Below are 22,560 nucleotides of genomic sequence, written 5' to 3'. Positions count from 1 at the left end.
CCTCGAAGGAAAGTGCGTAGAACCGTCGTGTAACGGGCTTGACCCTGACGTGACGTCAGCCTGGACGGTTGATCACATGACCGAGGGAACGCAGCTGATGCAGATGCTCACAGTGGGACAGGTGGCCGAGACCTTCGGCGTCACGGTCCGCACGCTGCACCACTACGACCAGATCGGACTGCTCGTGCCGAGCGAGCGGTCGTCGGCCGGATACCGCCTCTATACCGAGGAGGACCTGACCCGGCTGCAGCACATCGTGGTCTACCGAAGGCTCGAGATGCCTCTGGACGAGATCGCGACGTTGCTCGAATCCGGTGACGTGGCAACGCATCTGCGTCGTCAGCGTGAAGCGGTCATGGCCAGGCTCGACGAGATGGAAGGTCTCGTCGCAGCCATCGACAACGCACTGGAGAAGACCATGGCAGATCAACCGATGACGACCGATGACATGAAGCAGCTGTTCGGCGACAGCTACGAGGACTACCAGGAGGAGGCGCGGGAGCGCTGGGGTGAGAGCGACGCGTTCAAGGAGTCCAAGCGCCGAACCAAGAGTTACACCAAGGCCGACTGGCTCACCATCAAGGCCGAGGCGGACCAGATCCAGGGACAGCTGGCCCAGTTGTTCAAGGACGGCGTCATTGCGGACAGCGCGGAGGCGATGGACGGAGTCGAGGCGCATCGGCTGCACATCACCCGCTGGTTCTACGACGTGTCACCGCAGTTCCACCGCAACCTCGGCGACATGTACATCGCCGACCCGCGCTATACGGAGGCGTACGACGGCTCGTTCGACGCCCCCGGATTCGCGCTGTGGGTGCGCGACGCGATCTACGCCAACTCTGAGCGGCAGGAGTTGTAGAACCGACGTCGTACGACTGCCCTAGGCTCGGCGGCATGCCCGCCTCTCCCATCCCCGGCTCGGACGAGCTCGGTGTCTTCATCGCGTTCGAGGGTGGTGACGGCGCGGGCAAGACGACTCAGATCGAGCAGCTGCGCGAGTGGGTGCTCACCCAGGACCGCGAGGTCGTCGTGACCCGTGAGCCAGGGGGCACTCCGCTCGGGCAGCAGATCCGCGCACTGGTGCTGCACGGCGACCATGTGGCGCCGCGAGCGGAGGCGCTGCTGTTCGCGGCCGACCGTGCACACCACGTGGCGACGCTCGTGCGGCCCGCGCTCCAGCGTGGCGCGGTCGTCCTGCAGGACCGCTACATGGACTCCTCGATCGCTTATCAGGGTGCGGGCCGCGACCTGGATCCTCAAGAGGTGCAACGTCTTTCGCTGTGGGGCACCGAGGAGCTGCGCCCTCACCTGACGGTGATGCTCGACGTGACGCCGGAGACCGGGCGGGAGCGTCGCGGTGAGGTGCACGACCGCCTTGAGCGCGAGACCGACGACTTCCACGAGCGGGTCCGCCAGCACTTCCTCGCTCTGGCAGCGGCCGAGGCGCATCGCTATCTCGTGGTCGATGCCGCACTGCCCTTGTCCGAGATCGCCGAGATCGTCCGGGATCGCGTCGACGAGGCGCTGGGAAGAGGTCGTCAGTGATCACGGTCCGCCCAGGTGTCTGGGACGACGTCATCGGCCAGGAGCACGCGGTCGAGATGCTGCAGGGCGCTGTGACCGATCCAGCGCAGATGACCCACGCATGGCTGCTCACGGGACCGCCTGGGTCCGGACGATCTACTGCGGCAAGGGCTTTCGCTGCTGCTCTGCTGTGCCCCGATGGCGGTTGCGGGACGTGCCACGAGTGCCGCACCGCGCTGGACGGCACCCACGCGGACGTCACCGTCCTGGCCACCCAAGGGCTGTCCATCCAGGTCAAGGACGCGCGTGAGCTCGCCCAGCTCGCGCAGCACCGTCCGTCCGTCGGCGCCTGGCGGGTCATCCTCGTCGAGGACGCCGACCGGCTGACCGAGCGGGCCGCCGATGCCTTGCTGAAGGCCCTTGAGGAGCCCGTTGCGCGTACGGTCTGGCTGCTGTGCGCACCGTCCGTCGAGGACGTCATCATCACGATCCGCAGCCGGTCGCGTCACGTCCGGCTCCGCACTCCTCCCGTGGCAGCGGTGGCCGACCTGCTGACCCGGCGAGACGGGATCGAGCCGGCCATGGCGTCGTACGCCGCCCGCGCGGCTCAGTCCCACGTCGGTCTGGCGCGCCGGCTGGCCCGTGACGAAGGAGCGCGCACCCGGCGCCGCGACACGGTGCTCCTCGCCGGCCGGATCCGGTCGCTGGGCGACGCCATGGAGGCGGCCGCCGACCTCGCCTCGATCGCCACCCAGGAGCAGTCGTCCAGCTCGGCGGAGCGCGATGGGGCGGAGAAGGCGCGGCTGCTCGAGCAGCTCGGCGCCGACCCCGAGGCACGCACGCAGCCACCGCACATCCGGTCGCAGGTCGCTGCTCTCGAGAAGGAGCAGAAGACGCGCGCCACCCGCTTCGGACGCGATGTCATCGACCGGTCGCTGATTGATCTGCTGTCGATCTACCGCGATGCGCTGATCACCCGGTCGGGCTCTGACGTCGAGCTGGTCAATGCTGACCTGGCTGAGCAGGTCGGCTCGCTGGCTCAGATGCTCAGTGCCGAGCAGCTGCTGGGCGCGATGGACGCGATCGGCACCGCCCGCGAGCGGATCGAGGCCAACGTGCCGCCGCTGCTGGCGCTCGAAGCGATGGCGATCTCGCTGCGCCTCCCTCGCTGACCTCATTCGTCCAGGTGGGTCGGTTAGCGTCTACCGCGGACCTGCACCCCACGGAAGCGAGACGACAGGTGACATCGACGACGACCCGCACGGCCTCGTACGGCCGCGTGGCCGCCATCGGCATGATCGGCCTGGCCACGGTGCTGGCCGGCTGCACCGGCGACGCCGAGGTCAAGGGTGCGCCCTCGAGCAGCTCCGCCGGTGCCACGGGTGGGCCGTCCGCGGCGCCCAACACCCCTCCGAGCCCGGCGCTGGCGCAGTTCTACAACCAAAAGCTGAACTGGCAGGACTGCGAGGGCGACAACAAGTGCGCCGGTCTCAAGGTCCCGATCGACTACACCAAGCCGGCCGGCGGCTCGATCGAGGTCGCGGTCCTGAAGTCCGCGGCGACCGGTGACAAGAAGGGTTCGCTCGTCGTCAACCCTGGTGGCCCGGGCGGGTCCGGCGTCGACTACGCGGCGGCTGCCGACTTCGTGGTCAGCTCCAAGGTGCACAAGTCGTACGACGTCGTCGGCTTCGATCCGCGCGGTGTCCAGCGGTCCGCGCCGATCACCTGCCTCGACGACAAGCAGCTCGACACCTTCCTCGGCTCGGACCCCTCACCGGACGACAAGGCCGAGGAGGGGTCGTTCATGAAGAGCACGAAGGGCTTCGGCGATGCCTGCAAGACCAAGGCCGGCCCGCTGCTGTCGCACGTGTCGACGTCGGACGCCGTCAAGGACATGGACGTGCTCCGGGCGGCGCTCGGTGAGCCCAAGCTCGACTACCTGGGCAAGTCGTACGGCACGTTCCTCGGTTCGACGTACGCCGACCAGTTCCCTTCTCGCGTGGGCAAATTCGTGCTCGATGGTGTGGTGTCGCCCGACCTGACCAACACCGAGATGAACAAGGGTCAGGCAGAGGGTTTCGAGCGCGCGACCAAGTCCTACGTGAAGGACTGCGTCGCCGGCGGTGGGTGCCCGCTCGGGTCGACCCAGCAGGCTGGTGAGCAGAAGATCCGCGACTTCCTCAAGCAGGTCGATGCCAAGCCGATCCCGGTCACCGACGACGAGCAGGTCAAGCAGCTCACCGAGGGCTGGGCGTCGATGGGTATCGCCGCCGCGATGTACGACCAGGGCAGCTGGGGCACGCTGACGCAGGCGTTCAAGAGCGCGTTCGGTGGCGACGGCAACGGGTTGATGAAGCTCGCCAACAGCTACGCCGAGCGCGGCTCCGGTGGTTCGTACTCCGGCAACATCATGCAGGTCATCAATGCGGTGAACTGCCTTGACCGCCAAGGAAATTCGGACCCTGCGAGCTACGAGAAGGATCAGGCGGACTTCTCCAAGACCGCGCCGACCTGGGGACCGATGCTGGCCTGGGGGACGGCGATCTGCGGCACCTGGCCCGTGAAGGCGACGGGCGCCCCCAAGAAGATCACTGCGGCCGGCTCTGGCCCGATCCTGGTGATCGGCACGACGCGCGATCCGGCCACGCCGTACGAGTGGTCCCAGCGGCTGGCCGCGATGCTGCAGAACGGCCGGCTGATCTCCTACGACGGTGACGGCCACACGGCGTACCGCCGCTCCAACTCCTGCGTGGACAACGCCGTCGACGCCTACCTCCTGGACGGCAAGGACCCCGGCAAGTCCCTCAAGTGCTGACCCCACCGCTGGTCGAGTAGGCGGAGCGCCTGCCCGCCCACGCTGGTCGAGTAGGCGGAGCGCCTGCCCGCCCACGCTGGTCGAGTAGGCGGAGCGCCAGCCGCCCACGCTGGTCGAGTAGGCGGAGCGCCAGCGGAGCCGTATCGAGACCCGGCGACCGCGGGCACGGGGTCTCGATACGGCTCGCCCTGGGGCTCGCCTACTCGACCAGCGAGGCGACCTCGGACCGATTTCGGGGTGACCCGCGGCCGTGCGTATACTCGTGCCGCGTTCGCGGGGATCCTGCGGACGCGTGCCGCCTTAGCTCAGTCGGCCAGAGCGATTCACTCGTAATGAATAGGTCATCGGTTCGATTCCGATAGGCGGCTCCACCACACGCCCTCGACTCCGGTCGGGGGCGTTTGTGCTGGTCAGAAGCGTGTGACCACATCCACGCTGCGCTCAGAACACCGCCGGTCATGACCCCATCTCCTCATCCTGTGCGCCCTTGCGCGCACCCCCCGCGCCCCCCGGCCCGTTCAGAAGGTCCAGTGCAGCCCGATCGGCAGACGAGCCCAGGTGCTGGATGTAGAGGTTCGTGACCGCGATCGAAGAGTGCCCCATCCACGCCTGGACGGTCGCCGGATCAACGCCACGAGCCAGCCACAGGCACGCCGCCGTGTGCCGCAGGTCGTACACCCGGTGCCCCAAGCCGGTGTTCTTCCAGTCGGTCGAACGCTTGAACGGCGTGACGTGCAACTGGTGGCCACGCGAGGTCGTGAACAGCAGGTCATCACCCTCCTTGCCCTTGGCGAACTCCTTCACGAGCGGCAGCACCCGATCCGCGATCGGCACACGGCGTACCCGGCCCGACTTGGTGGTCTTGACGTCCACACCCTCAGGGTGAGCCCGGTCGACCAGCAGCAGCGGTAACGGCACCTGGACGAATGCGCGAACCCGGATCGCCCGCAGCTCAGACCACCGCAGACCGGTCCAACCTGCCACCAGCACGATCCGAGCAAGCCTCTCGTCGCGCTTCTCGATAGACGCTGCGACAGCCTCCAGTTCCGACTCAGCGAACGGACGCATCGCGACGCGGGGAGCCGACTGCCTTGGCACCCGTGTAGCAGCAACCGGATTCGTTGCGATCAGACGCTCTCGAACGCACCACGCGAAGAACGACGACAGCGCCGCCCGATACCGCGTGACCGAGGACTGCGCACGCCCAGCCTTGGTGTAGGCGACCAACGCCCGTTGCACCTCCCGATCGGTGACCGAGTTCACGGCCCGAGCAGCCAGCCACGTCGGCAGGGCCTTCAGCAGCCTCTGATCCGTCTTGTACGTCGTATCGGCCACCGATAGCGCCCGCACCTCGAACCACTGCGGCAGGAGCGAGCGAACGGTGGCTTTACCGGCCCGAGGGTCCACGCCACCGGCAATGGCAGCACGCTCCCGGTTGACCCAGGACACGGCCTCGCGCTGTGTGTCGAACGTCTTGCTGGCCACATTGACGCGCCCGATCTTCACGACCCCACGCCACCGACCACTCGGTGTCTTACGCACGCTCATGCCGCAGCCGCCATCAACCAGGCGTCTACGTCGTCCTGGCGGTATCGCGGGCAACTCGGAGTCAGCCACGTCGCCCGAGGTCCGCGCCCAGACTGCCGCCAACGGCACAGCGTCGAGGGCGAGACCTGCAACGCCTGTGCGACCTGTTCTGTCGTCAGCAGACGCGGGAAGCCTGCCACGTTCGATTCGTTACTCATCGCCAATCCCCTTGTCTCTCAGTCGGTTTCATGCGGACTTGTGGTCTGCCTTCCACTGGTCGTACTCGCGTGCACGAGCAGCGGCAGCGTTCGCGAGGGCGGCATCACCGGGTGTTTCCCAGCCGGTTCCGGCGTAGGCCCACTCACCGACCACGAGGGTGGTCTCTTCGTCGTCAGCGGCGAGCAGGCGGGCCTCAAGGTCTGCGGTGTCGATCGGGTCGCCGGTACGGCGGGACTCAGCCGCGATGGCCTGCCAGCGGACGCGAGCACGACGCAGAGCACCGAGGGTGATCGAGTAGCGGCGTGACTTGGTCGAGAAGTGCCCACGGAAGCCGAGCGCGTGAGCCCACTTGCCGAGCAGACGGTAGGGGTCGACGTGGTCGGGATTCGTTGCGCGACAGTACGTTTCGCGGTCGCGGGCGTGTGCGTGCAGGTCCCGGCAGACGTCCTTGATCCGGCGCAGGTGCGGCGTGCTGCGACGGTCGGTGCCAGCGGCAGCGGTGGCGTCTTTGGTGGCGTACTTCGCCAGGTAGCCCGCGACCTGGCCGGGCGTGAGCGGACCATCGGGTGCATCCGTGCGGGACCCAGCGCGGACGGTGCGCGCGTCGACCTGACGACCGAACGTGAGCCGATACGTCGTGTCGTCGTTGTTCCGTGCGGCGGGAGCGGTGTACGCCACTCGTGCGACCGCGTCACGCAGCAGCTGCGCGAGGTCGTTGCCGTCCAGGCTCGCGGGTGCGGGTGAGCCGACACCAGCCGAGGCGGGGCCATCGAGGCGGATCAGCGCGTGGAAGTGGATGACACCGCGTGCCTGATACTCAGCCACCTTGGCGTACTGCACCGAGGCGACGTCGGCCAGGCGGGACTCAGCGACACCGAGCCGGGACGCCAGTGCGCGCCGGACCTCGATGGTCAGGCGTCGCCACAGTTCGGGTGACCACCACTGCCAGATCACGTGGGCGTCGTATCGGTAGCACTCCGAGCACAGCGGAGCACCGACCTCGTCATCGGTGGTCTCGTGGCGGGCGTGGCACCACATCGGGCGGCCGTGGACGCAGCGGGTGCGGTCATCACGACGACGAGGACGGCACGGTCCGCCGTGGACGCGCGCGCCGTGCACGTGCCCGAACGACGGGGCCGTGAGCGTCAGGAACACCAACGGGTTGTCAGCAACATCGGTGGGGACCTGTTTGCCGCCTTGGACGCCAGCGCGGATCAGTTCGAAGGTGTCGCGGGCGTACAGCCGTGAGCACGAGGGGCACACGTGGTCACGGCGGTTGCCGCAACGCCGGTAGAGCGCACCGAGTGGGGCATCCTCACTGCTGAACGAGCCGACGACCTCACCGGTCTTGGTGTCCACCGTGGTCGAGGAGCCCACGAGCCGGATCGGGTTGGAGCAGTAGCCCACGGACGCGGCGGTCTGCTCGAACGCGGCGAACGAGCCGTCAGCGAGCCGCGAAGCGAGCCCAGCCTGGACCTGTGGGGAGTCCAGGCCGGGGACGTGCAGCGGGGCATCCTCGCCGTGACCGTGGAACGTGCTCATCGCTCAGGACGCCACGTCTTCGATGCCAGCACCGCCAGCACGAGCAGCGCGGCGGCGGCGCAGCTCGATCCTGTCCAGCCCACCCCAGATGCCGTACTGGTCCGGTGCGTTGATGGCCCACTCGCGGCACTCATCCAGCACAGGGCAGCCAGCGCAGATCGTCGCGGCGTACTGGACCACCAACTCACGGCGCACACGGCGCACCGGGAACCACAGGTCAGGGTCGCGGGTCTTGCACGAGGCGTTGTCGGCCACGATCTGCGGCAGTTCGGGGAAGTCCGCGATCGTCTCGTCGGTGGTCATGCCGCGTCACCTCCGAATGTCGTTGGGAGAACAGCAAACTGGCGTTCAGGCTCGACGGGCCGGGCGTCTTGTCCTGCCGCCGAAGTGGACGCCGCGGCTTTGGTCCGTGGTCCACGCTTGCGGCCGGGTTTGACTGATTTGCTCTGGCGTCTGGTGAGGTCGAGCGGCAGACAGCCCTGTTCGACACCAGCGGGTGCGTCCTTACGTGGCGGGTCCCAGGTCGGCTCTGGCACCGAGGCGGCGTCAGGGTCGCGATCGGCACCAGCCCACCAACCACCAGTCACACCACGGGCGTACGCGTGAGCAGCGCAGGCCAGGCGGACCGGACACGTCGCGCAGGTCTCTCGGATGGACAGCGCGTCCCAGGGCGAGACGTCGGCAGCGTCGTCGGTCCAGGGCAGGTCCGGGCGCGTCGTGCAGGCAGCGCCGTCCATCCAGCGTTGGCCAGCCGGTGCGGGTGGACTGTCGGCACGGGCACGCCAGGCCGCAGCGATCGAGCCAGGTCGTGTCGTGGCGATGGTCTGCCCGTCGACCTTGGACCGCTGTTGCTCACGTGATGCTGCGACCCGAGCAGCCCAGGTAGCCCGTGCCCGATCCTGCTCAGTCGCGGGAGCCGGGGAGTCGGTGAAGGCTTGGGTCTTGATCTGAGACGAAGGAGGGTTGTTTAGGGCGTCTGCTTGCTCCTGCGTCGCAGCAGCCGCAACCCGTTCGACCGACTGACCTGCCTGCCGGTCCTGGTCAGCATTGGGAAGGCCCAACCAGTGCGCTGAGAGGTCGTCCAGATCATCGAGGCCACCGGAACCGATGCCGTGTGCAGTCATGGCCGCTCACCCCTGTCCCATCGAGTCGTCAGAGCGGCCCCGGTCGACGTCCAGCGCAGCGGTGACCTCGCGGATCACGTCTCGCAGCCGACGGGCAGCCACCTGCCGGGACGTCAGCAGCGACAGCCCAGCCCGAGCACGCACCGCGTTGACCTCAGCGGTGATCAGGTCCCCCAGACCGCCGCACACCGGGCGAGCCTGGGAGTCGACGGCGATGCGTTCGAGGTCCTGCCACACCTGGACCAGCAGCGGGTCAACGCCGATGTAGGAACGCAGGTGCTCGATCAGGGCGGGGTCATCCGCCGCAGCTCGAAGGTCGCCACGGTGGCTGATCAGCAACGCCAGTAGCGGGTTGACGTCGAAGTCCTCCGGGTCCGGGTCGTACTCGGCCAGGATCGCCAGGGCACGCCGGTGCCGTTCCTCATTCGCTGCGACCGTCGCACCGTCAACACCGAGGGCCATCACGTCGGCCGGCGACCAGTTCGCCAACTCCTGGAACGTGGTCATGCCGCACGCTCCTGTTGCTCACGGATGAACGCCGCAGCCTGAGCAGCGGTCATCTTCGACAGATCGGCCTCTGTCGGCTCCTGGCGGGCCTGACTGACCCGAGCAGCCACCGAGACCACCGGAGCGTCCTGCACGGTCTCAGGCGCCGCAGGAGCGTCCTGGACGTCCTGGACGGGCGTGTCCTGGACGTCTGACGGGATGACGTCGCGGCGGAGCCCGACCGTGGCCGCGATGGCCGCGATGAGGGCCTGCTCGTCCACGTGGTCAACGCGCACCCGGTCGAAGCCGAGCACGCCGGGCACACCGGTCACGACGCACGTGCCGACGTGCTTCTCCTTGTCGCGCAACCGGGTTGGGTGGTTGGCCTCGTCCTCACGGATGTGCGAGCCGAGAGCAGCCGAGGCTCCCTCGAGCGTGGCGACCGCGAAGCACACCCCCACTTCGAGGTTGTCGCGCACAGCAGTCGGGATCGCGTCCGCTGTCTGCTTCTGCGTGCCAGCAACCGGGATGACACCGAGCGCGCGACCCTCCTTGGCGACCGTGCGCATCAACCGCTGGTTTGAGTCGATCAGCGCCTTCTCTTCACCACGCAGGCCAGATGAGTCGATGTAGTTGTGGCACTCATCCATCAGCACCAGCACCAACGGGTTGGCCACCGTGGGACCAGCCGTCCAGAACCGGTGTGTCTCGCGCTCAGCCATCAACGCGGCCGGGCGAGTCTTGATCAGCCGGACCAGGTCCCGCAGACGACGGTTGGCCTCCACGGGGTCATCACCGACCACGAACATCGCGCGGTCAGCGACCTGTCCCCAATCGCCGTAGCGGGCGTCAGCGGTCTTGCCATCGAACACCGCGAACTGCACCGCAGGCGAGGTCGCCAGCGTGGCGTACCAGTCGAGCATCAGCATCGACTTGCCGTAGCCGGGCAGCCCAGCGACCTTGATGCCTGACAGGTTCTTGAGCGCGATGTACCGGTCTTGACCCCACGGGTTACGGCCCAGCGGCAGCGACCAGTCCGAGCCGAGATCGAACGTCGCCGGGCGGGACACCGACAACGGCTCACCCATCAACCCGCGCAGCTCGACAGACTTCGGGTTGTCCTGAGTGACCTCCACGGTGCGGCAGCGCCAGGCATCAGCCAGCCACGGGGCAGCCTTCTCATACTCCGCAAGGCCGACCTTCGGCATCGTGCGAGCGACCACCAGCAGCCCGTAGTCCGTGGCGTAGAACCGTGCACGAGGCACCCGGACACGCGGCTTGATCGGCTTGCCGTGGATGTCGGTCTTACCGCGCCGGGACTGGTCCACCAGCGCCAGATTCGTGTTCTGTGCGACCGCGTGCCAACGGGCACGAGCCACGAGAGCCACGCGCTTGGCGCGACGCACCTGGGACGGAGCCTGCACGTACCGGGCCACCGAGATGGCAACCCAGTACGCGAGGAACCCGACCACGATGACCGCTGCGACCAGCAGCATCGCCCGCCAGGGAGGCGGAGTCTCCATGTCGATGCCGAACATCAGGCCGCGTCCTTGTTGTCAGCCGCCTTGCTCGCAGCCGAGCCACGACCACCAGCAGCCGCACCCGGCTCGACCATGCCCTCTGCGCGGTACGACCACGCGATACGCGGACGACTGCCGTTGTCATCCACGTACGGCAGCGCGCTCAGACCGACGAACTCCACTGGAATCCAAGGCAGCCCGGACTTGTTCGACGGCGGGATCGGCTGCTGAGGGGCGAGGAACTTGACCGTGAGAGCGGTGTCCTTCTTGCCCGCCTCAACGTCCAGGTCGATCACCGTGACCTGCCACACCAGCAGACCCGTCTCCTTGTCCACCTGCTGCGCACGAGAGCCATCCGCACGCTTCTCCGCGTTGAAGTCGATCACCGGCGTGACGACCCCATCCTTCGACGGCTTGAGGACGGCATCCATCGGGAAGACGTCCGAGTGCTGAACCGAGATACGACGCTGAATAGCCATGACTTGTCTCCTGGGTTTGGTTGCGGCCACAGACCTTGTGACCTTGCGACCTTGTGTACAAGGTTGCGTCTCGCACGTTACAGCGTCATGGACCCCTTGTCCACAAGGTCATAAGGTTTTCTGCATGAGCCCTCAGCGCACGCCCGTCAGCGGGCCCCGGTACCTCGCGATCGCCGACGATCTCCGCATGCAGATCGAGCGGCATGAACTACGGCCGGGTGACGTACTGCCCTCTCTGGCCGAACTCTGCGAGCAGTACGGCGTGTCGCAGTCGTCAGCCCGAGATGCGATCAGGCTGCTGACCGCACAGGCCCTCATCACCACGCGCAACGGGGCACGGCCAACCGTCCGGGAGCGGCCAACACCGATCACCTACTCAAACGTGACGCTTGACGAGGAGAAGGCCCTCGTGCGTGCGCCGGAGCGGACCCGGCGTGCACGTGGAGCGCTCGAAGCCACGACCGGCGTGAGCATCCGCGACAAGGACACCGATTTCTCAGCCGCCTACACCCGCACACAGGCCGGACCGGACGAGCCCTTTACGGAAGGCACCGAACTACTCCGCCGCGAGTACGAGACCCGACGTCACAGCGACGGGCGACTACTCGCCTGGTCGGTCTCATCGATCCCTGTCGATCTCATTGAGAGCAATCCCGACTTGCTCGACCAGAGCACCGAGCCGTGGCCAGGTGGCACCCAGCACCAACTGAGCACGGTTGGCATCGAGATAGCGCGCTCGGTAGCCACCATCACCGCAAGAGCTGCAACCACAGTCGAACTCAGCGCGTGGGGCATGGCACCAAGTGAGCCGATGCTGGTTGTAGACGGGCAGATGATCGACACCGAAGGACGAACCGTGCTCAGCGGTCAGGTCAACTACCCCGCCGACAGATCACGACTCGAATACGTCACCGACCTCACACCCTGGGAGCACTGACCATGCCTCGCATCTCACTCGTGACCGCCGTCCTCGCGGACATCGACGACTACCTGGCCGACCTCTACGACAGCATCGCGGCCCAGGAGATGCCGGACGGTTGGTCCTGGGAGTGGATCGTCCAGGAGGATGGCGAGACTGGCCGACCGGCCCGACACCTACCGACCGATGACCCACGAGTCACGTTCGGCACCGGACCTCACGCACGAGCCGCAGCAGCCCGGACCCTTGCCATGAGCCGAGTCACCGGGAAGTACACCCGTGCCCTTGACGCAGACGACATGCTGACGCCCGGTGCCCTCGCACGGGACATCAGCGTCTTGGAGACCGAGCCTGTCGGTTGGGTTGTCTCGCCAGCGCTCGACCTCTTCCCTGACGGCAGCGTTGTCGCGGGACCGCGCGACCCCAACACGGGACGACTTCCCGATCGGGTCATGTACGACGGCGAGAAGGCCGGTCTCGTGCCCGTCATCGGCACAACGGTCACGGCTCACACTGCCCTCGTTCGAGCAGTCGGCGGGTGGCCTGCCATGCCGATATCCGAGGACGTCGCCCTACTCATCGCGCTTGAAGCCGTAGCGCCCGGATGGATGCAGCCCGAGGCATCGATCCTCTACCGCAAGTGGCCCAAGCAGACGACCGCCGACAAGGACGTGAACGCCGCGTCAGACGGTGGACCAGCCCGCGACGTGATGCTCGCCCAGGCCGACACTCTGAGAGCGCTCGGATGGCGCTGGACGCCCGCAACAGTGCCGACCGCTGCCGAGGTCTCGTGAGGAGTTTCTCTACTGACTCAAGGCGGCGCCTGCGGCGCCGCGCGGCTTCGCCGCCAAAAGCCAGGGGGCTCGCTGCGCTCACGGTCAACAAGCCGGGGCTCCGCCATTAGAGGACTCGCTGCGCTCGTGTTCCGAACTCGCTGCGCTCGAAGCAAAAACGCCCCGGTCACCTGACCGAGACGTCCTCACCCATCCGAGCCGCCGACCCGACGCCGGATCATCCGCACGACTCCAACCCGCATCAAGGGCAGTGTCGCTACGCGATGGCTACGCCACCCTTGACCCGGGCATCCGTCATGCTCTTATGCTCCGCTATCGGTTCGGTGGCTCTCTCTGCCCACGCTGCCAAAGCGCGCACCCCCCGCGCCCCCCGGATGGTCATGGCCGATCATTCCGTGCAACGAGATCACCACGAATCACCTTGCAGCACAGTCACTTTCGTCACCAGGTGAGCCCTCGTAATGAATAGGTCATCGGTTCGATTCCGATAGGCGGCTCCACCAAGACGCCCCCGACTCCGGTCGGGGGCGTTTCTGTGTGTCAGAGCGCGGGACGCCCAGCGGAGTGTCCGGGTCCGGCTGAGTCAAAACGTATACAGGTATAGTTATCTGCATACGATTTGAGTCAGGAGGAGCTGAGCCTATGAAGATGGGGACGCTGCGCCCGAGGCAGGCGCGGGACCTGGGCATGTCGCGGAGCGGCCTCTACCGCGCGGCTCAGTCCGGGAAGTACGAGCGGATCGCACGCGGCATCTACCGACCCGCCGATGCGTCGGCCGCAGACTGGGACTGGATCGAGGCGGCGACGCGCCGTCCCGATGCGACCATCTGCCTGGCGTCGGCGCTGGCCCACCACGATCTCACCGACGCGATCCCGAACGCCCTCGATATCGCCATCCCGCGCGGGTCCCGCATTCCCGCCACAGAGACCGCAATCAGCTGGCACCTGTTCGCCAAGGAGACGTTCGGCCTCGGTCGCTCCGCCATCTCGATTCCCGGCTCGGAGCTCGATATCGGCATCTACTCGCCCGAACGGTGCATCGCTGACGCGTTCCGACTCCGCGGCGACCTCGGGTACGAGCTCGGTAGGGATGCTCTGCGTGAATGGCTGCGACGCGGTGGCAAGCCAGCCGCACTCATGGCCATCGCCACCCGGCTCCCGAGAGCCAGGGGCCCACTTCTCCAGGCGCTGGAGGTACTCACATGATCGAAGGCGGCGCGATCTTTCGGCAGATCCAGAACAAGGCGCGGTCGGACGGAGCCAGGACCGGTACGCCCACGCCAACCGCCGAGTACCTCACCCGTCATGCCCTCGAGTCGTTCCTCGACCGGCTGAGCCGGACCGAGTACAAGGACGACTTCGTGTTGAAGGGCGGAATCCTTCTCGCTGTCTACGGGGTTCGGCGTCCGACCAAGGACGTGGACGCCGAAGCGATCGGCAGGCCCGTGACCTCGGGCCACATCGTCGAGGTCGTCCGGGACATTGCGGCCCTCGACTTGGGAGATGGCGTCCGATTCGACGTGAACACGATCAGCGTCCACGAGATTCGCGACGACGCCGAGTATGCCGGGATGCGGATGCGGATCAGCTGCTACATCGGGCCCCAGAAGGTCGTCGTGGCTTGGGACGTCTCGGCGGGAGACCCTATTGTCCCGCTGCCGCGACGAGTGAGGGTTCCCCGCGTCCTCGGTGACGACATCGAGATGCTGGGGTACGCGCCCGAGACCAGTGTCGCTGAGAAGGGTGTGACCATCCTGGAGCGAGGGGTCGCCAGCACTAGGTGGCGTGACTACGTCGATATCGTGCAGCTCGCCGAGAAACACGGTGTTGACGAGAACCTTCTCCTCGAATCAGCGACCGCCGTCGCCCGCTACCGCAAGGTCGCACTCCGCCCCATCACGCCAGTCGTTGTCGGGTACGGCGCGATCGGCCAGGTCAAGTGGGCAGCGTGGAGACGCAAGGAACGCGTCGAGGACATCAGCGAACCAGACCTTGACGCCCAGTTGGCCAAGGTCGCTGCTGTGCTCGACCCGGTGTTCGAACAGGGCTGACCCGCGGTCATCGCTCAGCCGGCGTCGGCCCTCGGCTCGAACTTCGCGCGGTGGGCACGCGCCCTCGCGATCAGGGCGTCAAGGTCGTCGCGGGTACGGACCAGGTCGGCGATGTGCTCGGTCATCCGGTCCCGCTCCTGCGTCATCCGGTCGAGGGCGACATCGGAGTTCTCCAGGCTGGGGGTGTCGACGCAGGGCAGCAGCTCGGCGATCGTGCGGCTGGTGAGGCCGGCGGCGTACAGCTTCTTGATGAAGGTGACTCGCTCGACCTCGTGCTCGTCGTAGTGACGTTGGCCACTCGTGCTGCGCTCGCTCGCGAGCAGTCCCTGCTCCTCGTAGTAGCGCAACGAGCGGACACTGGTGCCCGCGCGCGATGCCAGCTCGCCGATCCGCATCCGGTCTCCTTCGGGTCAGGACTTGCCTCTGACGTCAACGTCAGGTTTTAGCGTACGTCGTGTCCACACCTGCTGACGACGAAGGACTGACATGACCACGCTGTTCGACTCCCTGACCCTCGGCGACCTGCAGCTGCCGAACCGCATCGCGATGGCGCCGATGACCCGTGTCCGTGCAGCGGCCGGCGGCCTGGCGACGTCCGCGATGGCGACCTACTACGCGCAGCGGGCGAGCGCCGGTCTGCTGATCAGCGAGGGCGTCCAGCCCAGCCTGCTCGGCCAGTCCAACCCCGGCACGCCCGGCCTGCACACCGACGAGCAGGTCGCCTCGTGGCGCCCGGTGACGCACGCGGTGCACGCCAATGGCGGTCGCATCTTCGCCCAGATCATGCACGGCGGCCGAGTCAGCCACCCGGACACCACGGGCCTGCAGCCGGTCGGGCCGTCGGCGGTCGCCGCGCGCGGCAAGGTGTTCACCCCGAGCGGGCCGCAGTTTGCACCGGTCCCGCGCGCCCTGGAGACCGACGAGGTCCCGGAGCAGGCGAGGTCGTACGCCGATGCCGCCACTCAGGCGGTCGCCGGCGGTTTCGACGGCATCGAGCTGCACGGTGCCAACGGCTACTTGATCTCGCAGTTCCTCTCCTCGAACGCCAACCTGCGCACCGACCGCTACGGCGGCTCGATCCCGAACCGCGTCCGTTTCGCGGTGGAGGCGGTCGAGGCGAGTGTCGACGCCATCGGTGCCGCACGGGTCGGCATCCGCCTGTCGCCGGGCGCGCAGATCTGGGGTGTGCAGGACGAGGACGTGCCTGAGCTGTACGCCGAGCTGCTGGGTTCGCTGGACCGGCTCGGCCTGGCGTACCTCCACGTCGAGGGCACCGCGGACGACGAGGTGCTGCTCGGTCTCCGCCGTGCCTGGTCCGGCGTGTTCATGGCCAATCCGTCGGTGCCGATGGGACCGAAGCGCGTGGACCTCACGGACGCGGAGCGCTGGCTCGACCTCGGTGCGGACGTCGTGAGCTTCGGCCGGGCGTACATCTCCAACCCCGACCTGGTCGAGCGCCTGCGGCTGCGGCTGCCGCTCGCCCCCGACGACGAGGCGACCTGGTACCAGGGCGGCGAAGTCGGCTACCTGACATATCCCGCGTACGAGCACACCGCCTGAGCGGCGCTCAGTCTTCTACAGTGGATGGCGATGTCCTGGGAACTGGATGAGGCCACAGCTGTCGAGCTGATTCGTGAGCGTCTGGACTCGAGCCCGCCACGCGAGGGAGAGACGCTCATCATCAGTGGCGTCGAGCAACGCGACTGGGGCTGGATCGTGTCCTGGGAAGGCGTTCGCGTGCCCGGCCCGCACCGCCGGACGCCGCCCGACCGGGGCGTCTACCTCGTCGATCGCCAGTCGGGTCGCGTCGGCATGGGTGTTCACGCGCTGGGTCTTGACGCGAGCGTCGAGGCGTGGCGGCGGGGCGATCTTGCCGACCTCCCGCCGGTCTGACCGGCTCGCTCTGCAGGACGGCCTGCACGCGATCCGCCGGGCGCAGTCCGAGCCCGGGCCCGAGGGTCGGCCGTTGCTGCCCGGTGCGGTCGCTCTTGCGATCCATGACGGTGAGGTGGTCGCTCGGGAGGCATCCGGGTACGCCGTCGCGTACGCCTCCCGGGACGTCGCTCTCCCCGCGGCCGATCGCGTGCCGATGACCGTCGACACGGTCTTCGACGTCGCCTCGATCACGAAGGTGTTCACCACGCTGGTGCTCGCCCAGCTGGTCGACGAGGGTGAGATCGACCTCGGCCGGTCGGCGACGGCGTACCTCCCGTCGTTCGTGGACAAGCCTGACGTGACTGTCGGGCAGCTCGCCCTGCACACCAGCGGTCTGCCGTGGTGGTTGCCGTTGTGGAGCGACTGGCCGGATCGGGGCGCGCGGCTCGACGCGGTGCTGACGTGTCCGCTCGAGGCGGCCGCAGGCGCGCGCTACACGTACAGCGATCTCAATCTCATCACCCTGCAGCTGCTGCTTGAGCGGGTGAGTGCTTTGGGATTGAAAGAGCTTGTGCAGCAACGGATTACGTTGCCGCTCGGCATGTCGAGCACGGGGTTTGGACCACTCGCCCCGTCGCGCTGCGCAGCCACGGAGGACGAGGTCGACGCGGGTCGCGGCATCGTCCGGGGTGAGGTGCATGACGAGAACGCCTGGTCGCTCGGTGGAGTCAGCGGGCACGCCGGGCTGTTCTCGACGGCGGACGACCTCGCGCTGCTGGCGCGGTGCCTCATCAACGGCGGGTCGTACGACGGGGGCCGGCTTCTCAGCGAACGCGGCTTCGCGCTCGTGACCGATGACCTGCGGGGTGTCGAGGGGGAGGGTCACAGCCTCGTGCTCGAGATCGACCGGCCGGCGTGGATGGGCGGGCTCAGTGGGCCGCGCACGCTGGGCCACACGGGCTTCACGGGCACGTCACTCGTGGTCGACCTCGACCGGCGGGCGGCTGCGATCCTGCTGACCAATCGGGTCCACCCGAGGCGCGACCTCGGCTCGATCCACCCCCTGCGCGCCGCCTGGGCCACCGCCGTCGCCGGCTCTCTCCGGCCGGTCGAGTAGGCGAGCCCGTACCGCTGGTCGAGTAGGCGAGCCCGTACCGCTGGTCGAGTAGGCGAGCCCCCAAGGGCGAGCCGTATCGAGACCAGGTGATCGCGTGCACCTGGTCTCGATACGCCTCCGCTGGCGCTCCGGCTACTCGACCAGCGGGGTGGTGCGCTGCTCCTCGACCAGCGGGGTGGTGCGCTGCTCCTCGACGAGGCGAAGGGTGCCGCCGATCGCGCCGCCCAGGGCACCGAGGGCGATGAACAGGTAGGCCAGACCTTCGCCGTGCGTGAGACCGGAGCCGCCCCAGTCGGTGCGTTCGACGGACACGAGCGTGATCAGTCCGGTCAGCGTGCCCGTGAAAACGACTGCGGTTCCGACAAATCCGAGCGTCAACCACCGTTGCCGCAGCCGCCCGCCCCGGAGCAGGACGGCGTACGCCGCAGCTCCGCCCAGGGCCAGCGCCGCGCCGACGATCAGGAAGACGCGCTGCGCTGTCGACGGGTCGTCGAAGTCGCCGCCGCCGGTGACGGACCAGCGGAGGGCGAGCGCGGCGTGCCCGATCGCGGACGGCAGGAAGACCCATCCGAGCAGGTTCTGCAGGCTGCGAGTGGCGCCGGCGCCGTCGTGCTCGCGGCCGCCACCCAGCGCCACCGGCCACCGGTCCCGTGCGTAGAGCGCGAAGCCGCTGAGCAGCAGGACGGCTTGCGCGGTGAACCCGCCGTACACGGCCAAGAAAACCCAGCCCGACAGCGCCTCGTCGCCGGAGACGGGGCTGCCTCCGCCGGTGAGGACCTGGGTCGCGGTTCCGAGCGTGATGCCGATCGCCAGCGGTGCAAGGAGACCGCTGGCGATCCACAGCGGTCCTCCGACGACGAACGCCGGAATGCGTCGGCCGAGCGGGTGAATCAGCAACACTGCCAACGCAATTCCGCACAGATCCATCGTCCCGGTGACGAGGTTCGCCACCCGTGTCGTCTCGGAGAAGTCGTCGGTGGTCGCGCCGACCTGCCAGCCGAGGATCCACGCGGTCTTGAGGCAGACGTACGGGAGGCAGGCGAGGATCGTCGCCACGCAGAGGCGACGACGCGCCGGGCTGACCGGCGGCCAGGTGGGCGCTATGTCTCGGGCGGCAAAGGTGGTCATACGACGACCGTGCGCGAGCGGCGTACGGCCCAGCCTCCCCTGAGCGAACGGTCCGCCTCGCTCACCCGGGGGACTGTCGGCCCAGATCAGGCGTGGGGGTTGACCAGCAGCAGCTCGGTGTTGTGGTCGACCGCGTGGCCCTCGCGGGCGGCGTCGTAGTGGATGTCGTTGAAGGACAGCTCGCGGTAGAGCGAGGCCAGGGACGCCTGCGTGCCGGAGGTGTAGGACGCCTCGTACGGCGCCGCGGACTCGATCAGCGTCGTGAACATTGACACGGTGCCGTCCACGTTGTCGCAGACGTCGATGATGCGCGCGTGCTGTGGGAAGTCGGTGTGCGAAGCGGTGTTGATCTCCCAGAAGGCCCGGCGGGGATCATCGTGCCCTTGCGGCGTGATCGCGTTGACGTGCGTGTGCCCGTTGACCCAGGCCAGCACGTTGGGGAAGTCGTGCAGCATGCGCAACAGCTCGAAGCCCGCGTGCCGCAGCTCGAGCTTGCCCGGGTCGAGCAGCAGGTTGCCCATCGAGTCGGACGTGTGGTGGCTGAACAGCACGAAGTACTCGTCCGTCACGGCGTGCGTGTGCTTGAAGCCCCAGTCCCAGTAGGTGCTCGATCCTGCGCGCAGCGTGGACTTCAGCCAGTGCCACTGCTCGTCGCCGATCGACCCGTCCGTGAATCCGGCCCGGTTGGTCGAATCCATAGCAATACCAGTCACACCCGGCGCAATCCGGAAGGAGTAGTAGCCACGCCCGGTCGCAGCAGCCTCCGCGTCGAAGCCGTGCCCGAACGGCCCAGGACCGGTGTACGCCTCACGCCGGTGCCGCTCGATGTACTCCTTCGGGGAGAACGGGCGACGGCGTACGTCGGGGGTCACCTTCCACGGTGACGCGCTGGCGCCGCCGTCAGCGGTCTGCAGGCCGCCCTTGCGCAGGCCGTCGACGAGCGCCTTGTTGGCGGCATCGTTGGTGAACCCGGTGAACTTGCAGTCGCCGGTGTAGATCGCGTCCATGCCGAGGAAGTTCGGTGGCAGCGTGCCCTGGATCGAGTCGTCGTGGTTTCCGAACACGGAATACCACGGGGTGGCGAGCCCAACGCTCGTGTGCGCGGCTGTCGCGCGCTTGAAATAGCCTGGCAGTGAAGGGAATCCGACCTTCTTGTACATGTCCTGCACCGAGTGCTCGGGGTTGTAGTAGAGCGTGTCACCGGTCGTCTGTGCACCCTCCCAGCGAGTCAGGTCGCCGGTGTTGGGGACGATCTTGCCGCCGCTCATCACCGACAGGAACCACTCGAGCTCGACGTCCTCGTGGTTGTCCGTGTTATCGCCGGTGGACACCACGCAGTCGAAGGGCCGTCCGCTGAACGGCCCCTTCTTGATGTCGTTCACGCGCTTCACCAGCTGCGCCGCGCCCTGCGTGCCCAGCGCCTCATGGGGCCGGAACGCCGAGCCGGCGACCTGGTGGAGGTACTCGAAGCGCATCGGCGACTGGGCATCGACCACGTGCAGGTCGGTGAACTGCACGATCGAGGCCTTTGCCGTACGCCGGTCGTCGCGGCCCGTCTTGCCCGTCGCCAGGTCCTCGCGCACCGTGAGCGGGTAGCCCGGACCCGCTGTGAGGCGGCGGTAGCCGGACGCGCCGGCAGGGGAGGCGGCCTGCTCGAGCGTCGTGCCGGCACTGCTGACCGCGCGGCCCGCGCCGAGGGTCAGGGCGCGGTCGAGGGCGTACGCCGACGAACCCCGTCCGCAGCTGAGGGCGGCGGCGCCCAGGGCACCGGCCCCGGCGAGCAGGAACGAGCGGCGACTGATCGGCGGCATGGCAATCCTCTGCAGTGGCACGAGCGGGTCACGCCCAGCATGCATTGGTCGAGTGACCAAGAGGTGACTTCGAGCCGACATTTCGCCGCGACAGCGCTGTCTCGCTGGTCGATTTGGCGACCCAGACCCGCCGGTTGAGTAGGCGAGCCCCCAAGGGCGAGCCGTATCGAGACCAGCCGCACGCGGTCACCGGGGTCTCGATACGCCTCCGCTAGCGCTCCGGCTACTCGACCAGCAGGCGGACGACGATCTCGTCGTCCTCGACCTCGCCGGTCGGCGCGAACCCGAGCGCTTCGTAGAGCTTGGCCGCGCCCGTGTTGCGGGGCGAGTAGGACAGCCGGATCTCGCGGCAGTTCGGACGCTCCGACAACAGCTGGATCAACGCGAGCATGGCCTGCCGACCGACGCCCTTGCCCTGCTCGGACGCGTCGATGACCACGCCACCGATCCAGTAGGCCTCGTCATCTTCGTCGTACGCCCACATGACGTGACCGACCACGGTCTCGTCCGCGAGGACGCCGAGCGAGGTCCACACCCCGCCACGCATCGACAGCAGGAGGTAGCGGGCAGCGAGTGCGGCCACGAAGTCGCGCTGGTCGTCGCGCGGCGCGATGTCAGCGATGGCGCGCCAGTTGTCATCATCGACGGCGCGCAACGTGACGCGTCGGCCGCCCCGGTCAGTCAGGGCGGCACTCATCGGATGCGGGCGAGGATGGCTTCGGTGACCTCGGGGGCGTGGGTGTCCGGCAACCAGTGGCCAGCATCCAGCTCGACGAACTCGTAGTCAGCAGAGACGAATTCGGCAGTCTTGTCCGCGGCTGCTCGGCCGAGGGCGAAGTCCTCGCGACCCCAGACGTACGTCGCCGGCACCTGCACGCGATGGTGCGGCGAGCCGCCCTTCGGCCACGCGACTGTCCCGCGGGGGAGCACCGCTCGGCGCATCCCTGGGTCGGCGAGCATCGAGCGGTACCAGCCCATCGGTCCGGTGAGACTCTCCGGAGTGCTGAACCGGTCGGCGTACCGGACAGCGGCCGCGCGTGGCAGGCCGGAGTCGGCGAACGTCTTGCGCAGCGTCCGCGGTGCGAGGTGCTCGGGGACCCAGGGCAGCTGGAAGAAGAGCATGTACCAGCTCTTGAGGCCCTGTGAGCTGTGCGTGAAGGACCAGGCCAGCGCGTCCGGGTGCGGCGTCGAGAGCGAGGTGACCGTGCGGACGCGGGCGGCGTGGTGCTGGGCGAGGTACCAGGCTGCGGCGCCACCCCAGTCGTGACCGACGACATGGAACCGCTCGGCGCCGGCGGCATCCGCGAGCGCGAGTGCATCAGCCGCGACCTCGCGCATTGTGTAGGCGAATCGGCTCTTGGGCCGCGCCCCGGGTGAGTAGCCCCGCTGGTCAGGGGCGAGCGTGCGCAGCCCCGCCTCATTCAGCAGCGGTGCGACCTGGTCCCAGCAGGTGCGGTCCTGCGGGAAGCCGTGGAGCAGGATCACCACCTCGCCGGCGGTCGGGCCGCTGTCGGTGACGTCGAAGGTCAGGCCGTCGCGGGTGAAGGTGTCCATTACGGCACCGTAACCAGCGACTTCCACGATGTGGTCGGCGGAGCGCCCACAATGCTGTTGCATCTATGTTGGATG

24 protein-coding genes and 1 tRNA gene are annotated in these 22,560 nt (G+C 67.9%); 12 read left to right on the top strand and 13 right to left on the bottom strand.

Features of this window, described 5'->3' with window-relative positions; all coding sequences use genetic code 11:
• Nucleotides 1-76 precede the first annotated feature (76 nt).
• The 5 genes from VV02_RS23225 to VV02_RS23205 all read left to right on the top strand — a co-directional run bounded on the left by VV02_RS23225 (nt 77) and on the right by VV02_RS23205 (nt 4,710).
• Nucleotides 77-859 (top strand): MerR family transcriptional regulator, encoded by a 783-nt coding sequence (locus tag VV02_RS23225; protein ID WP_245633175.1) that lies wholly within the window; start codon nt 77-79, stop codon nt 857-859.
• 35 nt (nt 860-894) lie between these two features.
• On the top strand, nt 895-1,545 hold the full coding sequence (gene tmk, locus VV02_RS23220) for a dTMP kinase (RefSeq protein WP_052595515.1): 651 nt from the start codon (nt 895-897) through the stop codon (nt 1,543-1,545).
• Nucleotides 1,542-2,696: a DNA polymerase III subunit delta' gene (locus tag VV02_RS23215; RefSeq protein WP_281177323.1), complete on the top strand. Its 1,155-nt coding sequence runs from the start codon at nt 1,542-1,544 to the stop codon at nt 2,694-2,696. The genes tmk and VV02_RS23215 overlap by 4 nt, the downstream gene beginning before the upstream one ends.
• Before the next feature lie 68 nt (nt 2,697-2,764).
• Complete coding sequence (locus tag VV02_RS23210; protein ID WP_342667857.1) at nt 2,765-4,339, top strand: alpha/beta hydrolase; 1,575 nt, start codon at nt 2,765-2,767, stop codon at nt 4,337-4,339.
• 294 nt (nt 4,340-4,633) lie between these two features.
• A tRNA-Thr gene (locus VV02_RS23205) sits at nt 4,634-4,710 on the top strand.
• 85 nt (nt 4,711-4,795) lie between these two features.
• On the opposite strand, the gene VV02_RS23200 is transcribed toward VV02_RS23205, so the two are convergent.
• From VV02_RS23200 to VV02_RS23170, 8 genes are all read right to left on the bottom strand, one after another.
• Nucleotides 4,796-5,845, bottom strand: coding sequence for a tyrosine-type recombinase/integrase (locus tag VV02_RS23200; protein ID WP_245633174.1), 1,050 nt, complete (start codon nt 5,843-5,845; stop codon nt 4,796-4,798).
• A 38-nt stretch (nt 5,846-5,883) separates the two neighbouring features.
• Nucleotides 5,884-6,084, bottom strand: a complete 201-nt coding sequence (locus VV02_RS26175) for a helix-turn-helix transcriptional regulator (RefSeq protein WP_083450381.1) — start codon at nt 6,082-6,084, stop codon at nt 5,884-5,886.
• A 28-nt stretch (nt 6,085-6,112) separates the two neighbouring features.
• Nucleotides 6,113-7,627 (bottom strand): replication initiator, encoded by a 1,515-nt coding sequence (locus VV02_RS23195; protein WP_052595511.1) that lies wholly within the window; start codon nt 7,625-7,627, stop codon nt 6,113-6,115.
• Nucleotides 7,628-7,630: 3 nt separating this feature from the next.
• The gene (locus tag VV02_RS23190) at nt 7,631-7,930 is read right to left on the bottom strand and encodes a WhiB family transcriptional regulator (RefSeq protein WP_052595509.1); all 300 of its coding nucleotides are present in this window, start codon (nt 7,928-7,930) and stop codon (nt 7,631-7,633) included.
• Entirely contained in the window at nt 7,927-8,364 is a 438-nt protein-coding gene (locus VV02_RS27480; RefSeq protein WP_425412299.1) for a WhiB family transcriptional regulator, read from the bottom strand. Before VV02_RS27480 ends, VV02_RS23190 begins: the two co-directional genes overlap by 4 nt.
• Before the next feature lie 393 nt (nt 8,365-8,757).
• Nucleotides 8,758-9,258 (bottom strand): hypothetical protein, encoded by a 501-nt coding sequence (locus VV02_RS23180; protein WP_052595505.1) that lies wholly within the window; start codon nt 9,256-9,258, stop codon nt 8,758-8,760.
• Nucleotides 9,255-10,775, bottom strand: a complete 1,521-nt coding sequence (locus VV02_RS23175; protein WP_052595503.1) for an ATP-binding protein — start codon at nt 10,773-10,775, stop codon at nt 9,255-9,257. The genes VV02_RS23180 and VV02_RS23175 overlap by 4 nt, the downstream gene beginning before the upstream one ends.
• Entirely contained in the window at nt 10,775-11,236 is a 462-nt protein-coding gene (locus VV02_RS23170) for a hypothetical protein (protein WP_052595501.1), read from the bottom strand. The genes VV02_RS23175 and VV02_RS23170 overlap by 1 nt, the downstream gene beginning before the upstream one ends.
• 124 nt (nt 11,237-11,360) lie before the next feature.
• Between VV02_RS23170 and VV02_RS23165 the strand changes: the two genes are divergently transcribed.
• From VV02_RS23165 to VV02_RS23150, 4 genes are all read left to right on the top strand, one after another.
• Nucleotides 11,361-12,173, top strand: coding sequence for a GntR family transcriptional regulator (locus VV02_RS23165; RefSeq protein ID WP_052595499.1), 813 nt, complete (start codon nt 11,361-11,363; stop codon nt 12,171-12,173).
• Between the two features lie 2 nt (nt 12,174-12,175).
• Nucleotides 12,176-12,949 carry a glycosyltransferase gene (locus VV02_RS23160; RefSeq protein ID WP_052595497.1) on the top strand — a complete coding sequence of 258 codons (774 nt, stop codon included), beginning with the start codon at nt 12,176-12,178 and terminating at the stop codon, nt 12,947-12,949.
• 642 nt (nt 12,950-13,591) lie between these two features.
• Entirely contained in the window at nt 13,592-14,155 is a 564-nt protein-coding gene (locus VV02_RS23155; RefSeq protein WP_245633173.1) for a type IV toxin-antitoxin system AbiEi family antitoxin domain-containing protein, read from the top strand.
• Complete coding sequence (locus VV02_RS23150) at nt 14,152-15,000, top strand: nucleotidyl transferase AbiEii/AbiGii toxin family protein (RefSeq protein WP_052595495.1); 849 nt, start codon at nt 14,152-14,154, stop codon at nt 14,998-15,000. Before VV02_RS23155 ends, VV02_RS23150 begins: the two co-directional genes overlap by 4 nt.
• Nucleotides 15,001-15,014: 14 nt before the next feature.
• Here the strand turns inward: VV02_RS23150 and VV02_RS23145 are convergent, their stop codons facing one another.
• Complete coding sequence (locus VV02_RS23145) at nt 15,015-15,395, bottom strand: MerR family transcriptional regulator (protein WP_052595493.1); 381 nt, start codon at nt 15,393-15,395, stop codon at nt 15,015-15,017.
• 91 nt (nt 15,396-15,486) lie between these two features.
• Between VV02_RS23145 and VV02_RS23140 the strand changes: the two genes are divergently transcribed.
• Genes VV02_RS23140 through VV02_RS23130 form a run of 3 tightly spaced genes read left to right on the top strand, consistent with a single transcriptional unit; the run spans nt 15,487 to nt 17,992 of the window.
• A complete protein-coding gene (locus VV02_RS23140) occupies nt 15,487-16,560 on the top strand; it encodes an alkene reductase (RefSeq protein ID WP_052595491.1) in 1,074 nt (357 codons plus the stop codon).
• 30 nt (nt 16,561-16,590) lie between these two features.
• Complete coding sequence (locus VV02_RS26740) at nt 16,591-16,893, top strand: hypothetical protein (protein ID WP_169787742.1); 303 nt, start codon at nt 16,591-16,593, stop codon at nt 16,891-16,893.
• Nucleotides 16,871-17,992, top strand: a complete 1,122-nt coding sequence (locus VV02_RS23130; RefSeq protein ID WP_052595487.1) for a serine hydrolase domain-containing protein — start codon at nt 16,871-16,873, stop codon at nt 17,990-17,992. Before VV02_RS26740 ends, VV02_RS23130 begins: the two co-directional genes overlap by 23 nt.
• Nucleotides 17,993-18,124: 132 nt before the next feature.
• On the opposite strand, the gene VV02_RS23125 is transcribed toward VV02_RS23130, so the two are convergent.
• From VV02_RS23125 to VV02_RS23110, 4 genes are all read right to left on the bottom strand, one after another.
• Nucleotides 18,125-19,120, bottom strand: a complete 996-nt coding sequence (locus tag VV02_RS23125; RefSeq protein ID WP_157063512.1) for a hypothetical protein — start codon at nt 19,118-19,120, stop codon at nt 18,125-18,127.
• Nucleotides 19,121-19,206: 86 nt separating this feature from the next.
• Entirely contained in the window at nt 19,207-20,931 is a 1,725-nt protein-coding gene (locus tag VV02_RS23120; protein WP_052595482.1) for a TIGR03767 family metallophosphoesterase, read from the bottom strand.
• 223 nt (nt 20,932-21,154) lie between these two features.
• A complete protein-coding gene (locus tag VV02_RS23115; protein WP_052595480.1) occupies nt 21,155-21,628 on the bottom strand; it encodes a GNAT family N-acetyltransferase in 474 nt (157 codons plus the stop codon).
• A complete protein-coding gene (locus tag VV02_RS23110) occupies nt 21,625-22,485 on the bottom strand; it encodes an alpha/beta fold hydrolase (RefSeq protein ID WP_052595479.1) in 861 nt (286 codons plus the stop codon). The genes VV02_RS23115 and VV02_RS23110 overlap by 4 nt, the downstream gene beginning before the upstream one ends.
• Nucleotides 22,486-22,560: the final 75 nt, after the last annotated feature.

Origin of the sequence: Luteipulveratus mongoliensis, assembly GCF_001190945.1 — a bacterium.
GTDB lineage: Bacteria > Actinomycetota > Actinomycetes > Actinomycetales > Dermatophilaceae > Luteipulveratus > Luteipulveratus mongoliensis.
The sequence above is the reverse complement of the archived record's forward strand: the minus strand, read 5'-3'. Positions and strand labels throughout refer to the sequence as shown.

Excerpts from the sequence above, each read along its gene's own strand:
- VV02_RS23225 (WP_245633175.1), top strand. The coding sequence starts at position 77 with ATGACCGAGGGAACGCAGCTGATGCAGATGCTCACAGTGGGACAGGTG.
- tmk (WP_052595515.1), top strand. The coding sequence starts at position 895 with ATGCCCGCCTCTCCCATCCCCGGCTCGGACGAGCTCGGTGTCTTCATC.
- VV02_RS26175 (WP_083450381.1), bottom strand. The coding sequence starts at position 6,084 with ATGAGTAACGAATCGAACGTGGCAGGCTTCCCGCGTCTGCTGACGACA.
- VV02_RS23195 (WP_052595511.1), bottom strand. The coding sequence starts at position 7,627 with ATGAGCACGTTCCACGGTCACGGCGAGGATGCCCCGCTGCACGTCCCC.
- VV02_RS23190 (WP_052595509.1), bottom strand. The coding sequence starts at position 7,930 with ATGACCACCGACGAGACGATCGCGGACTTCCCCGAACTGCCGCAGATC.
- VV02_RS27480 (WP_425412299.1), bottom strand. The coding sequence starts at position 8,364 with ATGGACGGCGCTGCCTGCACGACGCGCCCGGACCTGCCCTGGACCGAC.
- VV02_RS23180 (WP_052595505.1), bottom strand. The coding sequence starts at position 9,258 with ATGACCACGTTCCAGGAGTTGGCGAACTGGTCGCCGGCCGACGTGATG.
- VV02_RS23175 (WP_052595503.1), bottom strand. The coding sequence starts at position 10,775 with ATGTTCGGCATCGACATGGAGACTCCGCCTCCCTGGCGGGCGATGCTG.
- VV02_RS23170 (WP_052595501.1), bottom strand. The coding sequence starts at position 11,236 with ATGGCTATTCAGCGTCGTATCTCGGTTCAGCACTCGGACGTCTTCCCG.
- VV02_RS23165 (WP_052595499.1), top strand. The coding sequence starts at position 11,361 with ATGAGCCCTCAGCGCACGCCCGTCAGCGGGCCCCGGTACCTCGCGATC.
- VV02_RS23160 (WP_052595497.1), top strand. The coding sequence starts at position 12,176 with ATGCCTCGCATCTCACTCGTGACCGCCGTCCTCGCGGACATCGACGAC.
- VV02_RS23155 (WP_245633173.1), top strand. The coding sequence starts at position 13,592 with ATGAAGATGGGGACGCTGCGCCCGAGGCAGGCGCGGGACCTGGGCATG.
- VV02_RS23150 (WP_052595495.1), top strand. The coding sequence starts at position 14,152 with ATGATCGAAGGCGGCGCGATCTTTCGGCAGATCCAGAACAAGGCGCGG.
- VV02_RS23145 (WP_052595493.1), bottom strand. The coding sequence starts at position 15,395 with ATGCGGATCGGCGAGCTGGCATCGCGCGCGGGCACCAGTGTCCGCTCG.
- VV02_RS23140 (WP_052595491.1), top strand. The coding sequence starts at position 15,487 with ATGACCACGCTGTTCGACTCCCTGACCCTCGGCGACCTGCAGCTGCCG.
- VV02_RS26740 (WP_169787742.1), top strand. The coding sequence starts at position 16,591 with ATGTCCTGGGAACTGGATGAGGCCACAGCTGTCGAGCTGATTCGTGAG.
- VV02_RS23125 (WP_157063512.1), bottom strand. The coding sequence starts at position 19,120 with ATGACCACCTTTGCCGCCCGAGACATAGCGCCCACCTGGCCGCCGGTC.
- VV02_RS23120 (WP_052595482.1), bottom strand. The coding sequence starts at position 20,931 with ATGCCGCCGATCAGTCGCCGCTCGTTCCTGCTCGCCGGGGCCGGTGCC.
- VV02_RS23115 (WP_052595480.1), bottom strand. The coding sequence starts at position 21,628 with ATGAGTGCCGCCCTGACTGACCGGGGCGGCCGACGCGTCACGTTGCGC.
- VV02_RS23110 (WP_052595479.1), bottom strand. The coding sequence starts at position 22,485 with ATGGACACCTTCACCCGCGACGGCCTGACCTTCGACGTCACCGACAGC.